The following is a 15,645-nucleotide window of genomic DNA, read 5'->3' as shown; positions in this document are numbered from 1 at the left end:
CCGGAGCGCCCCGTGGCCCAACGGCATCTCCCCGCGCGCCGGTACTTCGGCGCCTTCCTCCTGATCGTGGCCGTCCTCTACGGCCTGGTCTTCTTCACCGGCGACACCCGCACGCCCCAGCTCGGTCTGGACCTGCGCGGGGGGACGACGGTCACGCTCACGGCTCGCACCCCCGACGGCCAGGCGCCGGACCCCGAGGACCTCGAGCTGGCCCGCCAGATCATCGAGCAGCGGGTCAACGGCCTCGGTGTCGCCGAGGCCGAGGTGGTCACCGAGGGCGACACGAACATCGTCATCTCCGTGCCCGGGGACGACGGCGACCAGGCCCGCGAGCTCGGCCAGACAGCGCAGCTGCGGTTCCGCCCGGTCGTGGCCGGCCCGGAGGCGGCGGCCCCGGCGGAGGAGGGCGCGGAGTCCACCGACGCCGCGACGCCGACCGACGAGGCCGCGCCCACCGACGCGGCCACCCCGACGGACGCGGCGGCCGACCCTGCCGTCCCGACCACCGACGCCGCGCCGAGCGACGCCGTCGAGGACCCGGCGCTGGACCCGAACGCCCCTCCGGTCACGCAGGAGCAGGCCCAGGCGGCGTACGCGACCCTCACCTGCGAGGGCGAGTCGACCGGCGCGGTCGACCGGTCCGAGGACCACGTCGCGGCCTGTTCGGAGGACGGCACCACCAAGTACCTCCTCGGCCCGGCCATCCTCGAGGGCACCGACATCGTCGACGCCAGCGCCGGCACCCAGTCGACGACCGGCGAGTGGGTCGTCCTGCTGGACTTCAACGCCACCGGCCAGGAGACCTGGGCCACCTACACCGCGGCCAACGTGGGCAAGAACGTCGCCTTCACCCTCGACGGCCGGGTCGTGTCCGCCCCGACCATCCAGGGCGCCATCAACGGGCAGACGACGATCACCGGCCAGTTCGACCAGACCAGCGCCGAGCAGCTGGCCAACCAGTTGCGCTACGGGGCGCTGCCGCTGACCTTCGAGCAGGCCACCGCGCAGTCCATCTCCACCGAGCTCGGCGCCGAGCAGCTGCGGGCCGGCCTCATCGCCGGGGCGATCGGCATCGCGCTGGTCTTCGTGTACGCGCTGCTCTACTACCGGCTGCTGGGCCTGGTCATGATCGCCAGCCTCGTGCTGTCGGCGGTGGTCGTCTACGGCGTGCTGGTCCTGCTGGGCCGGCAGATCGGGTTCACGCTGAGCCTGGCCGGCATCGCCGGGTTCATCGTCTCGATCGGCATCACGGCGGACTCGTTCGTCGTCTACTTCGAACGCCTCAAGGACGAGATCCGGGAGGGCCGCACCCTGCGGTCCGCGGTGCCCCGCGCCTGGGTCCGTGCCCGCCGGACGATCCTGTCGGCCGACGCCGTCAGCTTCCTGGCCGCCGCGATCCTCTACGTGCTGGCCATCGGCGACGTGAAGGGCTTCGCGTTCACCCTGGGCATGTCCACGGTGCTCGACCTGGTCGTCGTCTTCCTCTTCACCCACCCGCTGATGGCGGTGCTGGCCCGCTTCAAGAGCTTCGGCAGCAGCCGCTTCTCCGGCCTCGGCAGCAACCTCGACCGGCCCGGGCGACCCGCCGGCCGGCGGCCCGCCGGGGACCGGCAGCTGGTGGCCGCCACCAGCGGGGCGAGCGCCACCGCGCAGGACAGGAGCGACTCATGACCGGCCGCGACGACGAGCTGCCGGTGGGCACCGACGCCGACGAGGCGCGGGACGCCTCCCGTGCTGCGGCCGACGCCGCGGCGGCAGCGGACGACGCCGCCCTCGACGAGGCCGGCCTGCCGCACGAGGGCGAGCGCGGCCCCCGCCGTCCCGCCCGCCGGGCGTCGCTGGCACACCGCCTCTACAACGGTGAGGCGGGGCTCGACGTCGTCGGCCGCAGCCGGCTCATCTACCGCATCACCGCGGTCGTCGTGCTGCTGTGCCTGCTGGCGATCGTCTTCCGCGGCTTCAACTTCGGCATCGACTTCGCCGGCGGCAACAGCTTCCGGCTCCCGGGCACCGAGCAGCAGCTGGAGCAGGTCCGCGAGGCGGCCGGGGACGCCGGGGCCGACGTCGCCAGCGCCCAGGTCGTCGGCGGGAACACCGTGCTGCTGCGCACGGGCGCGCTGGACAACGACGAGGAGCGCGCGGTCGTCGACGCGGTGGCCGACGCCGCCGGCATCGACGCCAGCCAGGTGAGCCCGGAGTCGGTCAGCGCCGAGTGGGGCCGGGACATCACCGACCAGGCCGTGTTCGCCCTGATCGTCTTCCTGGTCGCCGTGACCCTGTTCCTCGCGGTCCGGTTCCAGCCGAAGATGGCGATCGGTGCCATGGCCGCCCTGGTCCACGACATCGTGGTCACCGCGGGCGTCTACGCCCTGGTCGGGTTCGAGGTCACGCCGTCGACGGTCATCGGGTTCCTGACCATCCTCGGGTTCTCCCTCTACGACACCGTCGTCGTCTTCGACAAGGTCGACGAGAACACCAAGGACGTCGTCCGCAGCGCGCGGATGACCTGGGGCGAGGCCGCCAACCTGGCGGTCAACCAGACCCTCATGCGGTCGATCAACACCTCGGTGATCGCGCTGCTGCCGGTGGCCGGCCTGCTGTTCGTCGGCGCCGGGCTGCTCGGGGTCGGCACGCTCAAGGACCTCGCGCTGGTCCTGTTCGTCGGTCTGGCCGCCGGCACCTACTCCTCGATCTTCCTGGCGACCCCGATCGTGGCCGACCTCAAGGCCCGCGAGCCCGAGGTGCAGGCGCTGCGCAAGCGGGTGCAGGCCCGGCGGGCCTCGCAGGGCCGCGACGGCGGTGCCCGCACCGAGCAGGGTGCGGCGCCCGTGGCCAGCGCCCGGCGCGCGGCCGGTGCGGCCCGCCGGTCCGGCGGCGTCGCCCTCGCCGAGCGCGAGGAGGACCTCGGGCCGGCGCAGGCCGACGTGGTGGTGGAGTCGCCGGCGTCGGTGCGGCCCGAGCCGCGCACCGGCGGCGCGACCGCGCCGCGGCCGGGTGCCCGGCCGCAGCGCCCGGGCCGCCCGGCCGGGGGGAAGAAGCGGCGATGAGCGCCGAGCCGGTCGACGAGGCCGCGGTGGTGCCCCTCGACGAGCTGATCGCCGGTCTCACCGTGGACGTGCCCGACCACCCCGAGCCGGGTGTGGTCTTCCGCGACCTCACGCCGGTGTTCGCCGACGGTGCCGCCTTCCGGCGGATGGTCGACGGCCTGGCCGCGCCGCAGCTGTCCGACCCCCGCGCCGCCGCGCTCGGCGACGGGGACGACGGGCCGGGCTTCGACGTCGTCGTCGGCGTGGAGGCCCGTGGCTTCCTGCTGGCCGCGGCCGTCGCCCTGGACGCGGGCGTCGGCGTGGTGCCGGTCCGCAAGGCGGGCAAGCTGCCGCGGGAGCGGATCGCCGCGGACTACGAGCTGGAGTACGGCACGGCGACGCTGGAGCTGCACGCCGACTCCATCCGGCCGGGCCAGCGGGTCCTGGTCGTCGACGACGTGCTGGCCACCGGGGGCACCCTGGACGCGGCCGTCGCCCTCGTCGAGCGGCTCGGCGGCGTGGTGACGGCGATCTCGGTGGTCGTGGAGCTGGCCGCGCTCGGCGGTCGGCAGCGGCTGGCGCCCCACACCGTGCACGCCCTCTGGACCACCTGAGAGGGAGCCCGCCGCCCGTCGGGGACGCAGCGACACGCCGTCCGACTAGCATGGTGAGGGTCGTTCCTCCCTACGGCCTGCAGGAGTCGCCATGGGCCCCGACGCCGCCACCAACGTGGCTGCTCCGCGGGCTGACGCCCCGGCGCTCCCCGCGGGCACGGGCAGCGAGTCGCCGCCGGGCACGGGCCAGCGCCCGCCGCTGCCCAGCCGCCCCGCGGTCCGCCGTCCCGACGACGTGGGGTCCGAGCCGCCGGGTGAGAACGAGCCGGCGGGTGTACCGAAGCGGCGGGTCCGCGACCGGCTGGCCCGCCGGATCGTGGCCGGGCAGCGCAGCGGCCTCGTCCGGCCCGTGCTGGAGCCGCTGGCCGCGCTGCACCGCCAGAGCCACCCGAAGGCCGACCTCGCCCTGCTCCAGCGCGCCTACGACGTCGCCGAGAGTGCGCACGCGTCGCAGAAGCGCAAGAGCGGCGACCCGTACATCACCCACCCGCTGGCGGTCGCCACGGTGCTCGCCGGGCTGGGCATGGACACCACCACCCTGGTCGCGGCGCTGCTGCACGACACGGTGGAGGACACCGGCCAGACCCTGGAGTCGATCACCGAGGCCTTCGGCCCCGAGGTCGCCCACCTGGTCGACGGCGTCACCAAGATCGACCGGGTGAAGCTGGGCGACGCCGCCCAGGCCGAGACGATCCGCAAGATGATCGTCGCGATGGCCCGCGATCCACGGGTGCTGGTCATCAAGCTGGCCGACCGGCTGCACAACATGCGCACGCTGCGCTTCCTCCCGCCGGAGAAGCAGGAGAAGAAGGCGCGCGAGACCCTGGAGATCCTCGCGCCGCTGGCCCACCGGCTGGGCATGAACACGATCAAGTGGGAGCTCGAGGACCTCGCGTTCGCGACGCTGTACCCGAAGCGCTACGACGAGATCGTGCGGCTGGTCGCCGAGCGCGCGCCCTCGCGCGACACCTACCTGGCCGAGGTCACCTCCGCGGTGACCGAGCAGCTCAAGGCCGCGAAGATCGAGGCGGTCGTCACCGGCCGGCCCAAGCACTACTACTCGATCTACCAGAAGATGATCGTCCGCGGCCGCGACTTCGCCGACATCTGGGACCTCGTCGGCATCCGGATCCTGGTCGACTCGGTGCGCGACTGCTACGCGGCGCTGGGCATCATGCACGCGCACTGGCAGCCGGTGCCCGGCCGGTTCAAGGACTTCATCGCGATGCCGAAGTTCAACATGTACCAGTCGCTGCACACGACGGTGATCGGCCCGCAGGGCAAGCCGGTGGAGCTGCAGATCCGCACCCACGACATGCACCGCACCGCCGAGTACGGCATCGCCGCGCACTGGAAGTACAAGGAGAAGGCGAAGGCCGGCGGCCGGCCGGTGCCGGGCGAGTTCGGCGCCAGCAAGGCCGGGTCGCCGGACGACATGCTGTGGCTGCGCCAGTTGCTGGACTGGCAGCGAGAGGCGCAGGAGCCCGGCGAGTTCCTGGAGACGCTGCGCTACGACCTCGGTCCGCAGGAGGTCTTCGTCTTCACGCCCAAGGGCGACGTGGTGAGCCTGCCCGGCGACTCCACCCCGGTCGACTTCGCCTACGCGGTGCACACCGAGGTGGGGCACCGCTGCATCGGCGCCCGCGTCAACGGCGCGCTGGTGTCGTTGGACAGCAAGCTGACCAACGGCGACGTCGTGGAGATCTTCACGTCCAAGTCGCCGACGGCAGGTCCGTCGAAGGACTGGCTGTCCTTCGTCGGCTCCTCCCGCGCGCGCACCAAGATCCGGCAGTGGTTCACCAAGGAGCGCCGCGAGGACGCCGTCGAGGCGGGCAAGGACGCGCTGACCCGGGCGATGCGCAAGGCCGGGCTCCCGCTGCAGCGGCTGATGGGCGGGGACGCGCTGTCCACCCTGGCCAAGGACCTCCGCTACGCCGACGTCACCGCGCTGTACGCGGCGGTGGGGGAGAACCAGATCTCCGCCTCCTCCATCGTGGAGAAGCTGATCGCCGCCCTGGGCGGGACCGAGGGCGCCGTCGAGGACATCGCCGAGACGACCATCCCGATGCGCCGTCCGGCGCACCGGCGTCCGGCCGGCGGGGACCCGGGCATCGTCGTCCACGGCATGAGCGACGTCTGGGCGAAGCTGGCCAAGTGCTGCACCCCGGTCCCGGGGGACGACGTCCTGGGCTTCGTCACCCGCGGCGGCGGCGTGAGCGTGCACCGCACCGACTGCACCAACGCCGAGGACCTCAAGCGCAAGCCTGAACGTCTGGTCGAGGTCGAGTGGGCCAGCCAGCCCGGCTCGGTGTTCCTCGTCGCCATCCAGGTCGAGGCACTCGACCGGCACCGGCTGCTCTCCGACGTGACCAAGGCGCTGGCCGACGAGCGGGTCAACATCCTGTCGGCGTCGGTGCAGACCAGCCGCGACCGGGTGGCGGTCAGCCGGTTCACCTTCGAGCTGGCCGACCCGGCGCACCTGGGCGCGGTGCTGCAGACGGTGCGCAACGTCGACGGCGTCTTCGACGTCGAGCGCGTCACTGCCTGACAGGGCGGACGTCGGCGGGAGCGCCGGGGGCCGACCGGGGACACCCCCCCCTGCGGAAGCTCGTGCTCTGCCCATCGTGGTGGGCAGAGCACGAGCTCCCTGGAGGACACGTCCGCCACGCGGCGGGTCCCCGCGGAGGGCGGGCAGCGGGAGGTCAGGCGGTGCCGGACTCCGCGAGGAAGGCGGGGTTCTCGCACGGCGCCCCGGGCTCCGGCGTGGTCTCCGGGTTGCCCGCGAGCAGGGCGGCGAACTCCGCCAGGCGCGGGTCGTCGACGTCGTCCAGGCGCAGGGCGTGGTTCCAGGCCTGCAGCGACACCGTCGTCCCCAGGCCCGGGTAGGGGGACAGCATCAGCCCGTACGTGCCCCGCACCAGCGCGGTGAGGGTCGAGACGTCGTCGGCGCCGGCCACCGCCGGGTCGTAGGTGATCCACACCGCGCCGTGCTCGAGGGCGTGCACGGCGTTCTCCGGAGGGACGGCGGCGGCGTAGACGCTGCCGGTGCAGTCGGCCCAGGCGGCCGCGTGCGGGCCGCCGACCGGTGGGTCCTCCGCGTAGTCGACCGGGCCGGTGAGGTGCGGCTGGCCCGCGGAGTAGGCGGCCACCCGGGTGTCGTCGAGCGTGACCGGCTCCGGCGCCGGGGACCCGGAGCCCGGAACGGTGCCGGTGCACCCGGCGACCAGCGCCGAGGTCAGGACGGCGACCGGCCCGCGGACGCGGTTCACGCCACGCTGACCGACTCGATGGTGACCGGCACGCGGGGGGCGCCGCCGCCCGGACTGGGGTCCATCGAGCCGTCGTTGCCGTTGGCCGCCACGACGTCGAGCACCGCCAGGCCGGCGTCGTCCACGGTGCCGACGACGGTGTAGTTGGGGGAGAGTTGGCTGTCGCCCCACACGAGGAAGAACTGGCTGCCGTCGACGCCCTGCCCGCTGTTGGCCATCGCGACGGTGCCGCGCGGGTAGGTCTCCTCTCCCGTGACCTCGGTGGGGGAGGTGTAGGTGGGGCCGCCCGCGCCGGTTCCGGTCGGGTCGCCGCACTGGAGCACCTTCAGGCCGGGGCTGTCGACCTCCCGGTGGCAGGGGGAGTCGTCGAAGAACCCGGTCTGCGCGAGGTGCGCCAGGCTGGCCGCCGCGCACGGCGTCGCCGACTGGTCGAGGGTGAGCCGCAGCTCGCCCAGGTTGGTGGTGACGACCAGGTCGGTGGTGCCCTCGGCGGGGACCTCCTCCGGCGGGGTGTCGACCTCGATCAGGTAGGGGTTGGCCGTGGAGCCGGCGCCCCAGTCGCAGGTCGTCGTCCCGGAGGCGGACGCCGACCCGCCCGAGCCGCCACCGGAGCCGAAGCCGCCCGACGACGCCCCGCCGGAGTCGTCGCCGGAGCAGCCGGCCAGTGCCACCAGCGCACAGGCCAGGGCGCCTGCGGCGCGCAGCCGAGCGGTCACGCGACCACGGTCATCGACTCGATGGTCACCGGGACGTTCGGGGCGCCGCCGCCGGGGCTGGGCTCCATCGAGCCGTCGTTGCCCGCGGCCGCGATCTGGTCGAGGACGGCGAGGCCGGCCTCGTCGACGGTGCCCACGACGGTGTAGTCGGGGGACAGCTGCGAGTCGGTGAACACGAGGAAGAACTGGCTGCCGGTCGAGCCGGGGGTGCCGCTGTTGGCCATGGCGATCGTGCCGCGGGGGTAGGTCGTCTCCGGCGTGACCTCCTCGGCGAACCGGTAGGTCGGGCCGCCCTGGCCGGTGCCGGACGGGTCACCGCACTGCAGGACCCCGAACGCGTCGCCGTTGACCATGCGGTGGCACGGGCTGCCGTCGAAGAACTTCTGCTGCGCCAGGTAGCTGAAGCTGGCCGCGGCGCACGGGGCCTTGGCGCGGTCCAGGGTGAGGGTGAGGTCGCCCTGCGAGGTGGTCATCATGAGGGTGCCGGTGCCCTGGGTCGGGGTGGCTTCAGGGGTGGGCGGGGTGCCGACGTCGACGAGGTTGGTGTTGCCCGAGTCGTCCGGGGCGTAGGTGCAGCTCACGGTGCCGTCGGGGTTCGTCGTGGCGGCCGCGGCGCTGCTGGTGGGGGCGGCCGTCGTCGGGTCGGCGGCGGCGTCGTCGCTGTCGTCGCCGCTGATCCCGGTGATCAGCCAGATGGCGCCGAGCACCAGCAGCACGGCGACCGTGGTCACCCCGATCAGCAGGTTGCGGCGGCGCCTGCGGGCCAGCTCGGCGCGACGCTCGAGTTGGCGCTGCAGCCGCCGCTGGGCGGCCTGCCGCCGCTGCTTGTTGCTCGGCACGGGTCGGACTCCTCGGAACGGGTGCTGCGGCGGGGCGCGGGGGCTCGGCCGCGCGCGCCCACGCACCGCTGGTCGATCCGCGAGTCTAGGCGGCGTTCCTGGGCGATCCCTGGCACCGGGAAGCGACGGAGCGCCGCGCGGGCCCCGCGTAACCTGCACGGGTGCTCATCCGCTCGTTCCCGGCCGGCGCGTTCGGCACCAACTGCTACGCGGTCGCCTCCGGGCCCCGGCAGGAGTGCGTGGTGGTCGACCCCGGCATGGACGCCGTCGAGCCGCTGGCCCGCATGCTGGCCGACGACGGCCTCAAGCCGGTCGCCGTCGTCCTCACCCACGGCCACCTCGACCACACCTTCTCCGTGCTGCCGGTCTGCGACGGCTACGACATCCCGGCCTACCTGCACCCCGAGGACAGCGGGATGCTCGCCGACCCGATCGCCTGGCACGGGCCGCAGCTGGCCCCGCTGATCAGCGGCGTCCGGCTGCCCGACCCCGCCGACGTGCTGCCCCTGGACGACGGCGCGGTCCTGTCCCTGGCCGGGGTGGAGCTGACCGTCCGCCACGCGCCGGGCCACACCCGGGGCTCGGTGGTGTTCTCCCTGGACCTGGGCGAGGCCCCGGGCCTGCTGGCCGGCGACGTCCTGTTCGCCGGCTCGGTGGGCCGGGTCGACCTGCCCGGCGGGTCGTGGGAGGCGATGCTGGGCTCCCTGCGCGACGTCGTCCTGCCCCTGGACGACGCGACGGTGGTGCTGCCCGGCCACGGCCCGGCGACGACGATCGGCCGGGAGCGGGCCACCAACCCGTACCTGGCCGAGCCTGCCGCAGGCGTGGGGCCGGCACCGAAGGGCCGGGGCCTGTGAGCGGGCTGACCGCGCCGAAGGGGACGTTCGACACCCTGCCGCCGGAGTCGGCGCGCTTCCTCGCCGTCCGCGACACGCTGACCGCGCCGCTGCGGCGGGCCGGTTACGGCTACGTCGAGACGCCGGTGTTCGAGGAGACCGCCGTCTTCTCCCGCGGGGTCGGTGAGTCCACCGACGTCGTGACCAAGGAGATGTACACCTTCGAGGACCGCGGCGGCCGCTCCCTGACCCTGCGCCCCGAGCTGACCGCCGGGCTCATGCGGGCGTTCATCGAGCACCGCCTGCACACCGGCGCGCTGCCGGTGAAGCTGTGGACCGTCGGCTCGGCGTTCCGCTACGAGCGCCCGCAGGCCGGCCGCTACCGGCACTTCACCCAGGTGGACATGGAGGCCCTCGGCACCGACGACCCGGCGCTGGACGCCGAGGTGGTGGCGCTCGGCGTGCAGGGCTTCCGCGACCTCGGGCTGACCGACTTCGAGCTGCTGCTGACCTCGCTGGGCGACGCGACCTGCCGGCCCCAGTACCGCGAGCTGCTGGTGGCCTACCTGGACAAGCTGGACCTGGACGACGACACCCGCCGCCGGGCGGAGATCAACCCGCTGCGGGTGCTCGACGACAAGCGGCCCGAGGTGCAGGCGCAGCTCGACGACGCCCCGCTGATGGTCGACCACCTCTCGGACTCGACCAGGGCGCACTACGACGCCGTCCGCCAGCACCTGACCGACCTCGGCGTCACCTGGACCGAGGCCCCCAAGCTGGTGCGCGGGCTGGACTACTACACGAAGACCACCTTCGAGTTCGTGCACAACGGCCTCGGCGCGCAGTCGGCGATCGGCGGCGGCGGGCGCTACGACGGGCTGTCGGCGGCGCTCGGCGGTCCCGACGTCTCGGGCATCGGCTACGCCGTCGGCGTGGACCGGACGCTGCTCGCGGTGGAGGCCGAGGGCCTGGACATCGGCGCCGCCCCGGGGGTGCAGGCGTTCGTCGTCCCCCTCGGCGCGGAGGCCAAGCGGCTCGCGGTGCGGCTGGTCGGGCAGCTGCGGGGCGCGGGCGTCTCCGCGGACACCGTCTACGGCGACCGCGGGCTCAAGGGCGCGATGAAGGCCGCCGACCGGTCGGGCGCCTCGCACGCGGTCGTCATCGGGGAGCGCGACCTCGCCGACGGCGTGGGCCAGCTCAAGGACCTGCGCACCGGCGAGCAGACCGCCGTCCCGGTGGCCGAGCTGTTCGAGCGGCTGCGTGCGAGTGTGGACCGATGAGCATGGAACAGCGGCCGCTGGGCCGGACGGGGGCCGACGTCAGCGTCGTCGGCCTGGGCACCTGGCAGCTGGGCGGTGACTGGGGGGACGTCGATGACGACACCGCCGCCGACGTCCTCGACGCCGCGCTCGACGCGGGGGTCACGCTGCTCGACACCGCCGACGTCTACGGCGACGGGCGCTCGGAGGAGCGGATCCGCCGGGCGCTGGTCGCCCGCTCGGAGCGGCCGTTCGTCGCCACCAAGGCCGGCCGCCGCGCGGACCCGTTCGAGGCCGCCACGTACACCCCCGAGAACCTGCGCGCCTGGGTCGACCGGTCGCGGCGCAACCTCGGCGTGGAGACCCTCGACCTGGTGCAGCTGCACTGCCCGCCGACCGCGGTCTACTCCGACCAGCGGGTCTACGACACCCTCGACGGCTTCGTGGCCGACGGGTCGATCGCCGCCTACGGCGTGTCCGTGGAGACCGTCGCCGAGGGGCTGACCGCGCTGGAGCACCCCGGCGTCGCGACCGTCCAGGTGATCCTCAACGTCTTCCGGCGCAAGCCGCTGGAGGAGCTGCTGCCGGCCGCGGCCAAGGCGCAGGTCGGCATCCTGGCCCGGGTCCCGCTGGCCAGCGGCCTGCTGTCGGGCCGGTTCACCGAGTCGACGACGTTCGCGCCCGACGACCACCGGAACTTCAACCGGCACGGCGAGGCCTTCGACGTGGGGGAGACCTTCGCCGGGGTGCCCTACGAGGTCGGCGTCGCCGCCGCCCGCGAGTTCGTCGAGATCTGCGGCGACCGGGTGCCCAGCGCCGTCGCCCTGCGCTGGGTCGTCCAGCAGCCGGGCGTCACGTCGGTGATCCCGGGCGCGCGCACCGTCGCGCAGGCACGCAGCAACGCGGAGGCGGCCGACCTGCCCCCGCTGACAGACTCCGACCTCACCGACCTCGAGCGGCTCTACGACGAGCGCATCCGCGCCCACGTCCACGGCCGCTGGTGACGACGACTCCCCGAAAGGCTCTCCAGTGCTCCGCACCCACGACGCCGGCACGCTGCGCGCGTCCGACGCCGGTTCCACCGTCACCCTCGCCGGCTGGGTCGCCCGCCGCCGCGACCACGGCGGCGTCGTCTTCGTCGACCTGCGGGACGCCTCCGGCTACGTGCAGGTCGTCGTCCGCGAGGAGGAGGCGCACGCCCTCCGCAACGAGTTCTGCGTGCTGGTGACCGGTGAGGTGCGCCGGCGGCCGGAGGGCAACGAGAACCCGGAGCTGCCCACCGGCGAGATCGAGGTGGCCGCGGCCGAGCTGCGGGTGCTGTCGGCGTCCGCGCCGCTGCCGTTCCCGATCGAGACCGACCAGGCGGCGTCCGACGACGTCCGTTACCGGTACCGCTACCTGGACCTGCGGCGCCAGGGCCCGGCCCGCACCATCCGGCTGCGCAGCGAGATCAGCCGGATCGCCCGCGGCGTCATGGCGCAGCACGGCTTCGTCGAGGTCGAGACGCCCAACCTCACCCGCTCGACGCCGGAGGGGGCGCGCGACTTCGTCGTCCCGGTGCGGCTGCAGCCGGGCAACTGGTACGCGCTGCCGCAGTCGCCGCAGCTGTTCAAGCAGCTGCTGATGATCGGCGGTCTGGAGCGCTACTACCAGATCGCCCGCTGCTTCCGGGACGAGGACTTCCGCGCCGACCGGCAGCCGGAGTTCACCCAGCTGGACTTCGAGATGAGCTTCGTCGAGCGCGACGACGTCCTGGCCGTCGCCGAGGACGTCGTCCGGGCGCTGTGGCGGGAGCTGGCCGGCTACGAGGTGCCGGAGATCCCGCGGATGAGCTACCGCGAGGCGATGGACCGGTTCGGCTCGGACAAGCCCGACCTGCGGTTCGACATCGAGCTCACCGAGTTGACGTCGTACTTCGCGCAGACGCCGTTCCGCGTCTTCCAGGCGCCGTACGTGGGAGCCGTGGTCATGCCCGGTGGCGGGTCGCAGCCGCGGCGGGCGTTCGACGCCTGGCAGGACTGGGCGAAGTCCCGCGGTGCCCGTGGGCTCGCCTACGTGACCATCGCCGAGGACGGCACCCTCGGCGGCCCGGTGGCCAAGAACATCTCCGACGCCGAGCGCGAGGGCCTCGTGGCGGCCGTGGGCGCGCAGCCCGGGGACTGCGTCTTCTTCGCCGCCGGCGCCCGCCGCCCCTCGCAGGAGCTGCTGGGTGCGGCCCGCAACGAGATCGCCCGCCGGCTGGAGCTCATCGAGCCGGGCTCCTGGTCGTTCCTGTTCGTCGTCGACTTCCCGATGTTCGAGGAGACCGAGGACGGCGAGTGGACGTTCATGCACCACCCGTTCACCTCGCCCACGCCGGAGTGGCGGGAGCGGTTCGCCGAGGACAAGGCGAACGCGCTGTCCGACGCCTACGACCTGGTGGTCAACGGCAACGAGCTGGCCAGCGGGTCGGTGCGTATCCACGACGCCGAGCTGCAGGAGCGGGTGTTCGAGACCCTCGGCATGTCCCGCGAGGAGGCCCGCGAGCGCTTCGGCTTCTTCCTCGAGGCCTTCGCCTACGGCCCGCCGCCGCACGCCGGGGCCGCGCTCGGCTGGGACCGGCTGACCGCGCTGCTGGCCGGCGTCGACTCGATCCGCGAGGTGATCGCCTTCCCGAAGACCGGTGCCGGGTTCGACCCGCTCACCGGCGCGCCGACGCCGATCACCGAGGCGCAGCGCAAGGAGGCCGGCATCGACGCCGTGCCGGAGGAGTCGGCGCTGCCCGCCGAGCCGGGTGCCCCGGGGCCGACGTCGACCGGGGTCGCCATCCGGCCGTAACGCAGGTCACGGCCCGCCGGTAGGTTGCGGGCATGCCGCTGCGTGCCCGCACCCTGCTCGGTCCCGGCCCCTCCAACCCGTACCCGGAGGCGACGGTCGCCCTGGCCCAGCCGTTGCTGGGGCACCTCGACCCGGTCTTCCTGGGCATCCTCGACGAGACCTCCGACCGGCTGCGGCAGGTCTTCGGGACGACGAACCGGCGGACCCTGCCGCTGTCGGCGACCGGGTCGGCGGGCATGGAGGCCTCGTTCGTCAACACCGTGGGCCCCGGCGACGTCGTCGTCGTGGCGGTCAACGGCCTGTTCGGCGAGCGGATGGTCGACGTCGCCGCGCGGTGCGGCGCCGAGGTGGTGCGGGTGGACCACGAGTGGGGGCAGCCGGTCGACGTCGACCGGGTGCTGGCCGCCCACCCGTCGCCGAAGCTGATCGCCGCCGTCCACGCCGAGACCTCCACCGGGGTGCGCTCGGACCTGGCGCCCCTGGCCGCGGGCAAGGGTGACGCGCTGCTGCTGGCCGACTGCGTCACGTCGCTGGGCGGCATCCCCGTGCAGCTGGACGAGTGGGGCGTCGACCTCGCCTACTCCGGCTCGCAGAAGTGCCTGGGCGTCGCGCCGGGCCTGGCCCCGTTCACCATCAACGACCGCGCCTGGGAGCGGCGCATCGAGAAGCCGCGCAGCTGGTACCTCGACCTCGGCATGCTCGGCGGCTACGCGGGGGAGGCGGCCGGCTCCGGCGGGCGCACCTACCACCACACCGCGCCGACCGGCATGGTCGTGTCGCTGCACGCCGGCCTGGGCCGCATCCTCGAGGAGGGGCTGGATGCCGTCCACGCCCGGCACGCCGAGGCCGGCCGGCTGCTGCACGCGGGTCTGCAGGAGATGGGCCTGGAGCTCTTCGCCGCCGAGGGGTACCGGCTGCCCGAGCTGACCACCGTCCGCGTGCCCGAGGGCGTGGACTCCGCGGCGGTGCGCAAGGAGCTGCTGGAGCGCTACGACCTGGAGATCGGCGGCGGCGTCGGCGCCTACGCGGCATCGGTCTGGCGGATCGGCCTCATGGGCCAGAACGCCCGGCCCGACACGGTGGCCCTGGTGCTGGCCGCGCTCCGCGAGGTCCTCGGCCGCTGACGTCGGCGCCTCGCCCGCGCCCGTCCGCGGGCTGCGGCCTCCTCGCGCCGCCGAGTGAGCAGTTGTGGTCGCCCGCCGCGGCGGGTCGTCGCGGGTCGGCGACCACAACTGCTCATTCGCACTCACCACCGGGCGCCGCGGCTGCGCAGGGCGCGGGCGGCGCGTGCCACCACCACGTCCCGCTGCCGCAGGTGGACCGCGCCGAACCGGACCACGAGCCAGCCGTCGGCGGCCATGAGCGAGTACCGGTCGATGTCGCTGCCGAACCGTGCCGGCTCGGCGTGCAGCCGGCCCTCGTACTCGACGGCGACCTTCCACTCCGGCCAGCCGAGGTCCGCGTGGGCGACGACCCGGCCGAAGTGATCCTCGATCTCCACCTGAGGTAGAGGGTGTGGGAGGCCGGCCTCGATGAACCAGCAGCGGACGAGGCTCTCGGGGGGCGACATCGCGAGGGGCGACAGGAACGGCGCCCACTCCCGGGCCCGCACGACCCCACGGACCCCGTCCGCGCGCTCGAGCCGCTGCCGCAGCGACCCGTCGTCGAGGTGCCCGGCCCGGTAGAGGGCGTCACCCGCCGCGACGAGCCGGTCGGGCGGCAGGACCGCGGCGAGATCGAGCCACGTCTGCGGCCCACCGGTGACCGGCAGTCCGAGGTGGCGGATGACGTCTCCGGGCGCCAGGTCGCGGACGTGCACCCGCAGTCGCCGGCGGCGGGGCCGGTACGAGCCCACGGGCACGACCACCTCGAGGGGCCAGTCGGCCGGCACCGGCGCACCGAGCAGCGCTGCCGCCGTGCGGTCCGACACGGCCGTACCCGCCGGCAGCAGGGGCAGGACGGCGGTCGATGCGGTGTACACCGACAGCCGGACGGACCGGGAGACGTACGCGCCCCGCGAGACCCGGACGCCGTCGTCCCTGAGCTGCGCGCGGGTCATCCCGGCCTCGCGGGCCTGGGTGCGGGTGTACGTCGGCGGGAGTTCGTGGTCGGCCACCCGGCCACGGTCGGGTCGTCGTCCGGCTGCGCGTGGGCGCCGGCGGCATCCGTGGACAGCCGGGTCCGCTGTGGATCCGGCCGAGTGAGCAGTCGTGGTCGCTCGGTGCGGCGTGTCTCCGCGGGTCGGCGACCACAACTGCTCACTCGGCCC

At 74.2% G+C, this 15,645-nt stretch carries 13 protein-coding genes; 9 read left to right on the top strand and 4 right to left on the bottom strand.

Annotation, left to right across the window (positions count from 1 at the left end; all coding sequences use genetic code 11):
• Positions 1 to 12 precede the first annotated feature (12 nt).
• From secD to ACI784_RS20995, 4 genes are all read left to right on the top strand, one after another.
• Positions 13 to 1,671: a protein translocase subunit SecD gene (gene secD / locus ACI784_RS21010; protein ID WP_457014786.1), complete on the top strand. Its 1,659-nt coding sequence runs from the start codon at positions 13 to 15 to the stop codon at positions 1,669 to 1,671.
• Positions 1,668 to 3,047, top strand: a complete 1,380-nt coding sequence (secF, locus tag ACI784_RS21005; protein ID WP_457014785.1) for a protein translocase subunit SecF — start codon at positions 1,668 to 1,670, stop codon at positions 3,045 to 3,047. The genes secD and secF overlap by 4 nt, the downstream gene beginning before the upstream one ends.
• Positions 3,044 to 3,640 carry an adenine phosphoribosyltransferase gene (locus tag ACI784_RS21000; protein ID WP_456925580.1) on the top strand — a complete coding sequence of 199 codons (597 nt, stop codon included), beginning with the start codon at positions 3,044 to 3,046 and terminating at the stop codon, positions 3,638 to 3,640. Before secF ends, ACI784_RS21000 begins: the two co-directional genes overlap by 4 nt.
• A gap of 91 nt (positions 3,641 to 3,731) precedes the next feature.
• Positions 3,732 to 6,188, top strand: coding sequence for a RelA/SpoT family protein (locus ACI784_RS20995; protein WP_457014784.1), 2,457 nt, complete (start codon positions 3,732 to 3,734; stop codon positions 6,186 to 6,188).
• Between the two features lie 154 nt (positions 6,189 to 6,342).
• Here the strand turns inward: ACI784_RS20995 and ACI784_RS20990 are convergent, their stop codons facing one another.
• The 3 genes from ACI784_RS20990 to ACI784_RS20980 are packed head-to-tail and all read right to left on the bottom strand — an operon-like array spanning position 6,343 to position 8,464.
• Positions 6,343 to 6,909 carry a DUF3105 domain-containing protein gene (locus tag ACI784_RS20990; RefSeq protein WP_456924967.1) on the bottom strand — a complete coding sequence of 189 codons (567 nt, stop codon included), beginning with the start codon at positions 6,907 to 6,909 and terminating at the stop codon, positions 6,343 to 6,345.
• Positions 6,906 to 7,625 (bottom strand): peptidylprolyl isomerase, encoded by a 720-nt coding sequence (locus tag ACI784_RS20985; protein WP_457014783.1) that lies wholly within the window; start codon positions 7,623 to 7,625, stop codon positions 6,906 to 6,908. The genes ACI784_RS20990 and ACI784_RS20985 overlap by 4 nt, the downstream gene beginning before the upstream one ends.
• The gene (locus ACI784_RS20980) at positions 7,622 to 8,464 is read right to left on the bottom strand and encodes a peptidylprolyl isomerase (RefSeq protein ID WP_456924965.1); all 843 of its coding nucleotides are present in this window, start codon (positions 8,462 to 8,464) and stop codon (positions 7,622 to 7,624) included. The genes ACI784_RS20985 and ACI784_RS20980 overlap by 4 nt, the downstream gene beginning before the upstream one ends.
• 161 nt (positions 8,465 to 8,625) lie before the next feature.
• On the opposite strand from ACI784_RS20980, the gene ACI784_RS20975 reads away from it, so the two are divergent.
• The 5 genes from ACI784_RS20975 to ACI784_RS20955 are packed head-to-tail and all read left to right on the top strand — an operon-like array spanning position 8,626 to position 14,500.
• Complete coding sequence (locus ACI784_RS20975) at positions 8,626 to 9,321, top strand: MBL fold metallo-hydrolase (protein ID WP_457014782.1); 696 nt, start codon at positions 8,626 to 8,628, stop codon at positions 9,319 to 9,321.
• Positions 9,318 to 10,580 (top strand): histidine--tRNA ligase, encoded by a 1,263-nt coding sequence (hisS, locus tag ACI784_RS20970; protein WP_456924963.1) that lies wholly within the window; start codon positions 9,318 to 9,320, stop codon positions 10,578 to 10,580. The genes ACI784_RS20975 and hisS overlap by 4 nt, the downstream gene beginning before the upstream one ends.
• Positions 10,577 to 11,563: an aldo/keto reductase gene (locus tag ACI784_RS20965; RefSeq protein WP_456924962.1), complete on the top strand. Its 987-nt coding sequence runs from the start codon at positions 10,577 to 10,579 to the stop codon at positions 11,561 to 11,563. The genes hisS and ACI784_RS20965 overlap by 4 nt, the downstream gene beginning before the upstream one ends.
• Before the next feature lie 25 nt (positions 11,564 to 11,588).
• Positions 11,589 to 13,376: an aspartate--tRNA ligase gene (gene aspS / locus ACI784_RS20960; protein WP_456924961.1), complete on the top strand. Its 1,788-nt coding sequence runs from the start codon at positions 11,589 to 11,591 to the stop codon at positions 13,374 to 13,376.
• A 32-nt stretch (positions 13,377 to 13,408) separates the two neighbouring features.
• The gene (locus ACI784_RS20955) at positions 13,409 to 14,500 is read left to right on the top strand and encodes a pyridoxal-phosphate-dependent aminotransferase family protein (RefSeq protein ID WP_457014781.1); all 1,092 of its coding nucleotides are present in this window, start codon (positions 13,409 to 13,411) and stop codon (positions 14,498 to 14,500) included.
• Between the two features lie 122 nt (positions 14,501 to 14,622).
• Here ACI784_RS20955 and ACI784_RS20950 read toward each other — a convergent pair whose 3' ends face one another.
• A complete protein-coding gene (locus ACI784_RS20950) occupies positions 14,623 to 15,492 on the bottom strand; it encodes a hypothetical protein (protein ID WP_457014780.1) in 870 nt (289 codons plus the stop codon).
• Positions 15,493 to 15,645: the final 153 nt, after the last annotated feature.

The organism is Geodermatophilus sp. SYSU D01186, from assembly GCF_054050215.1.
The sequence above is the reverse complement of the archived record's forward strand: the minus strand, read 5'-3'. Positions and strand labels throughout refer to the sequence as shown.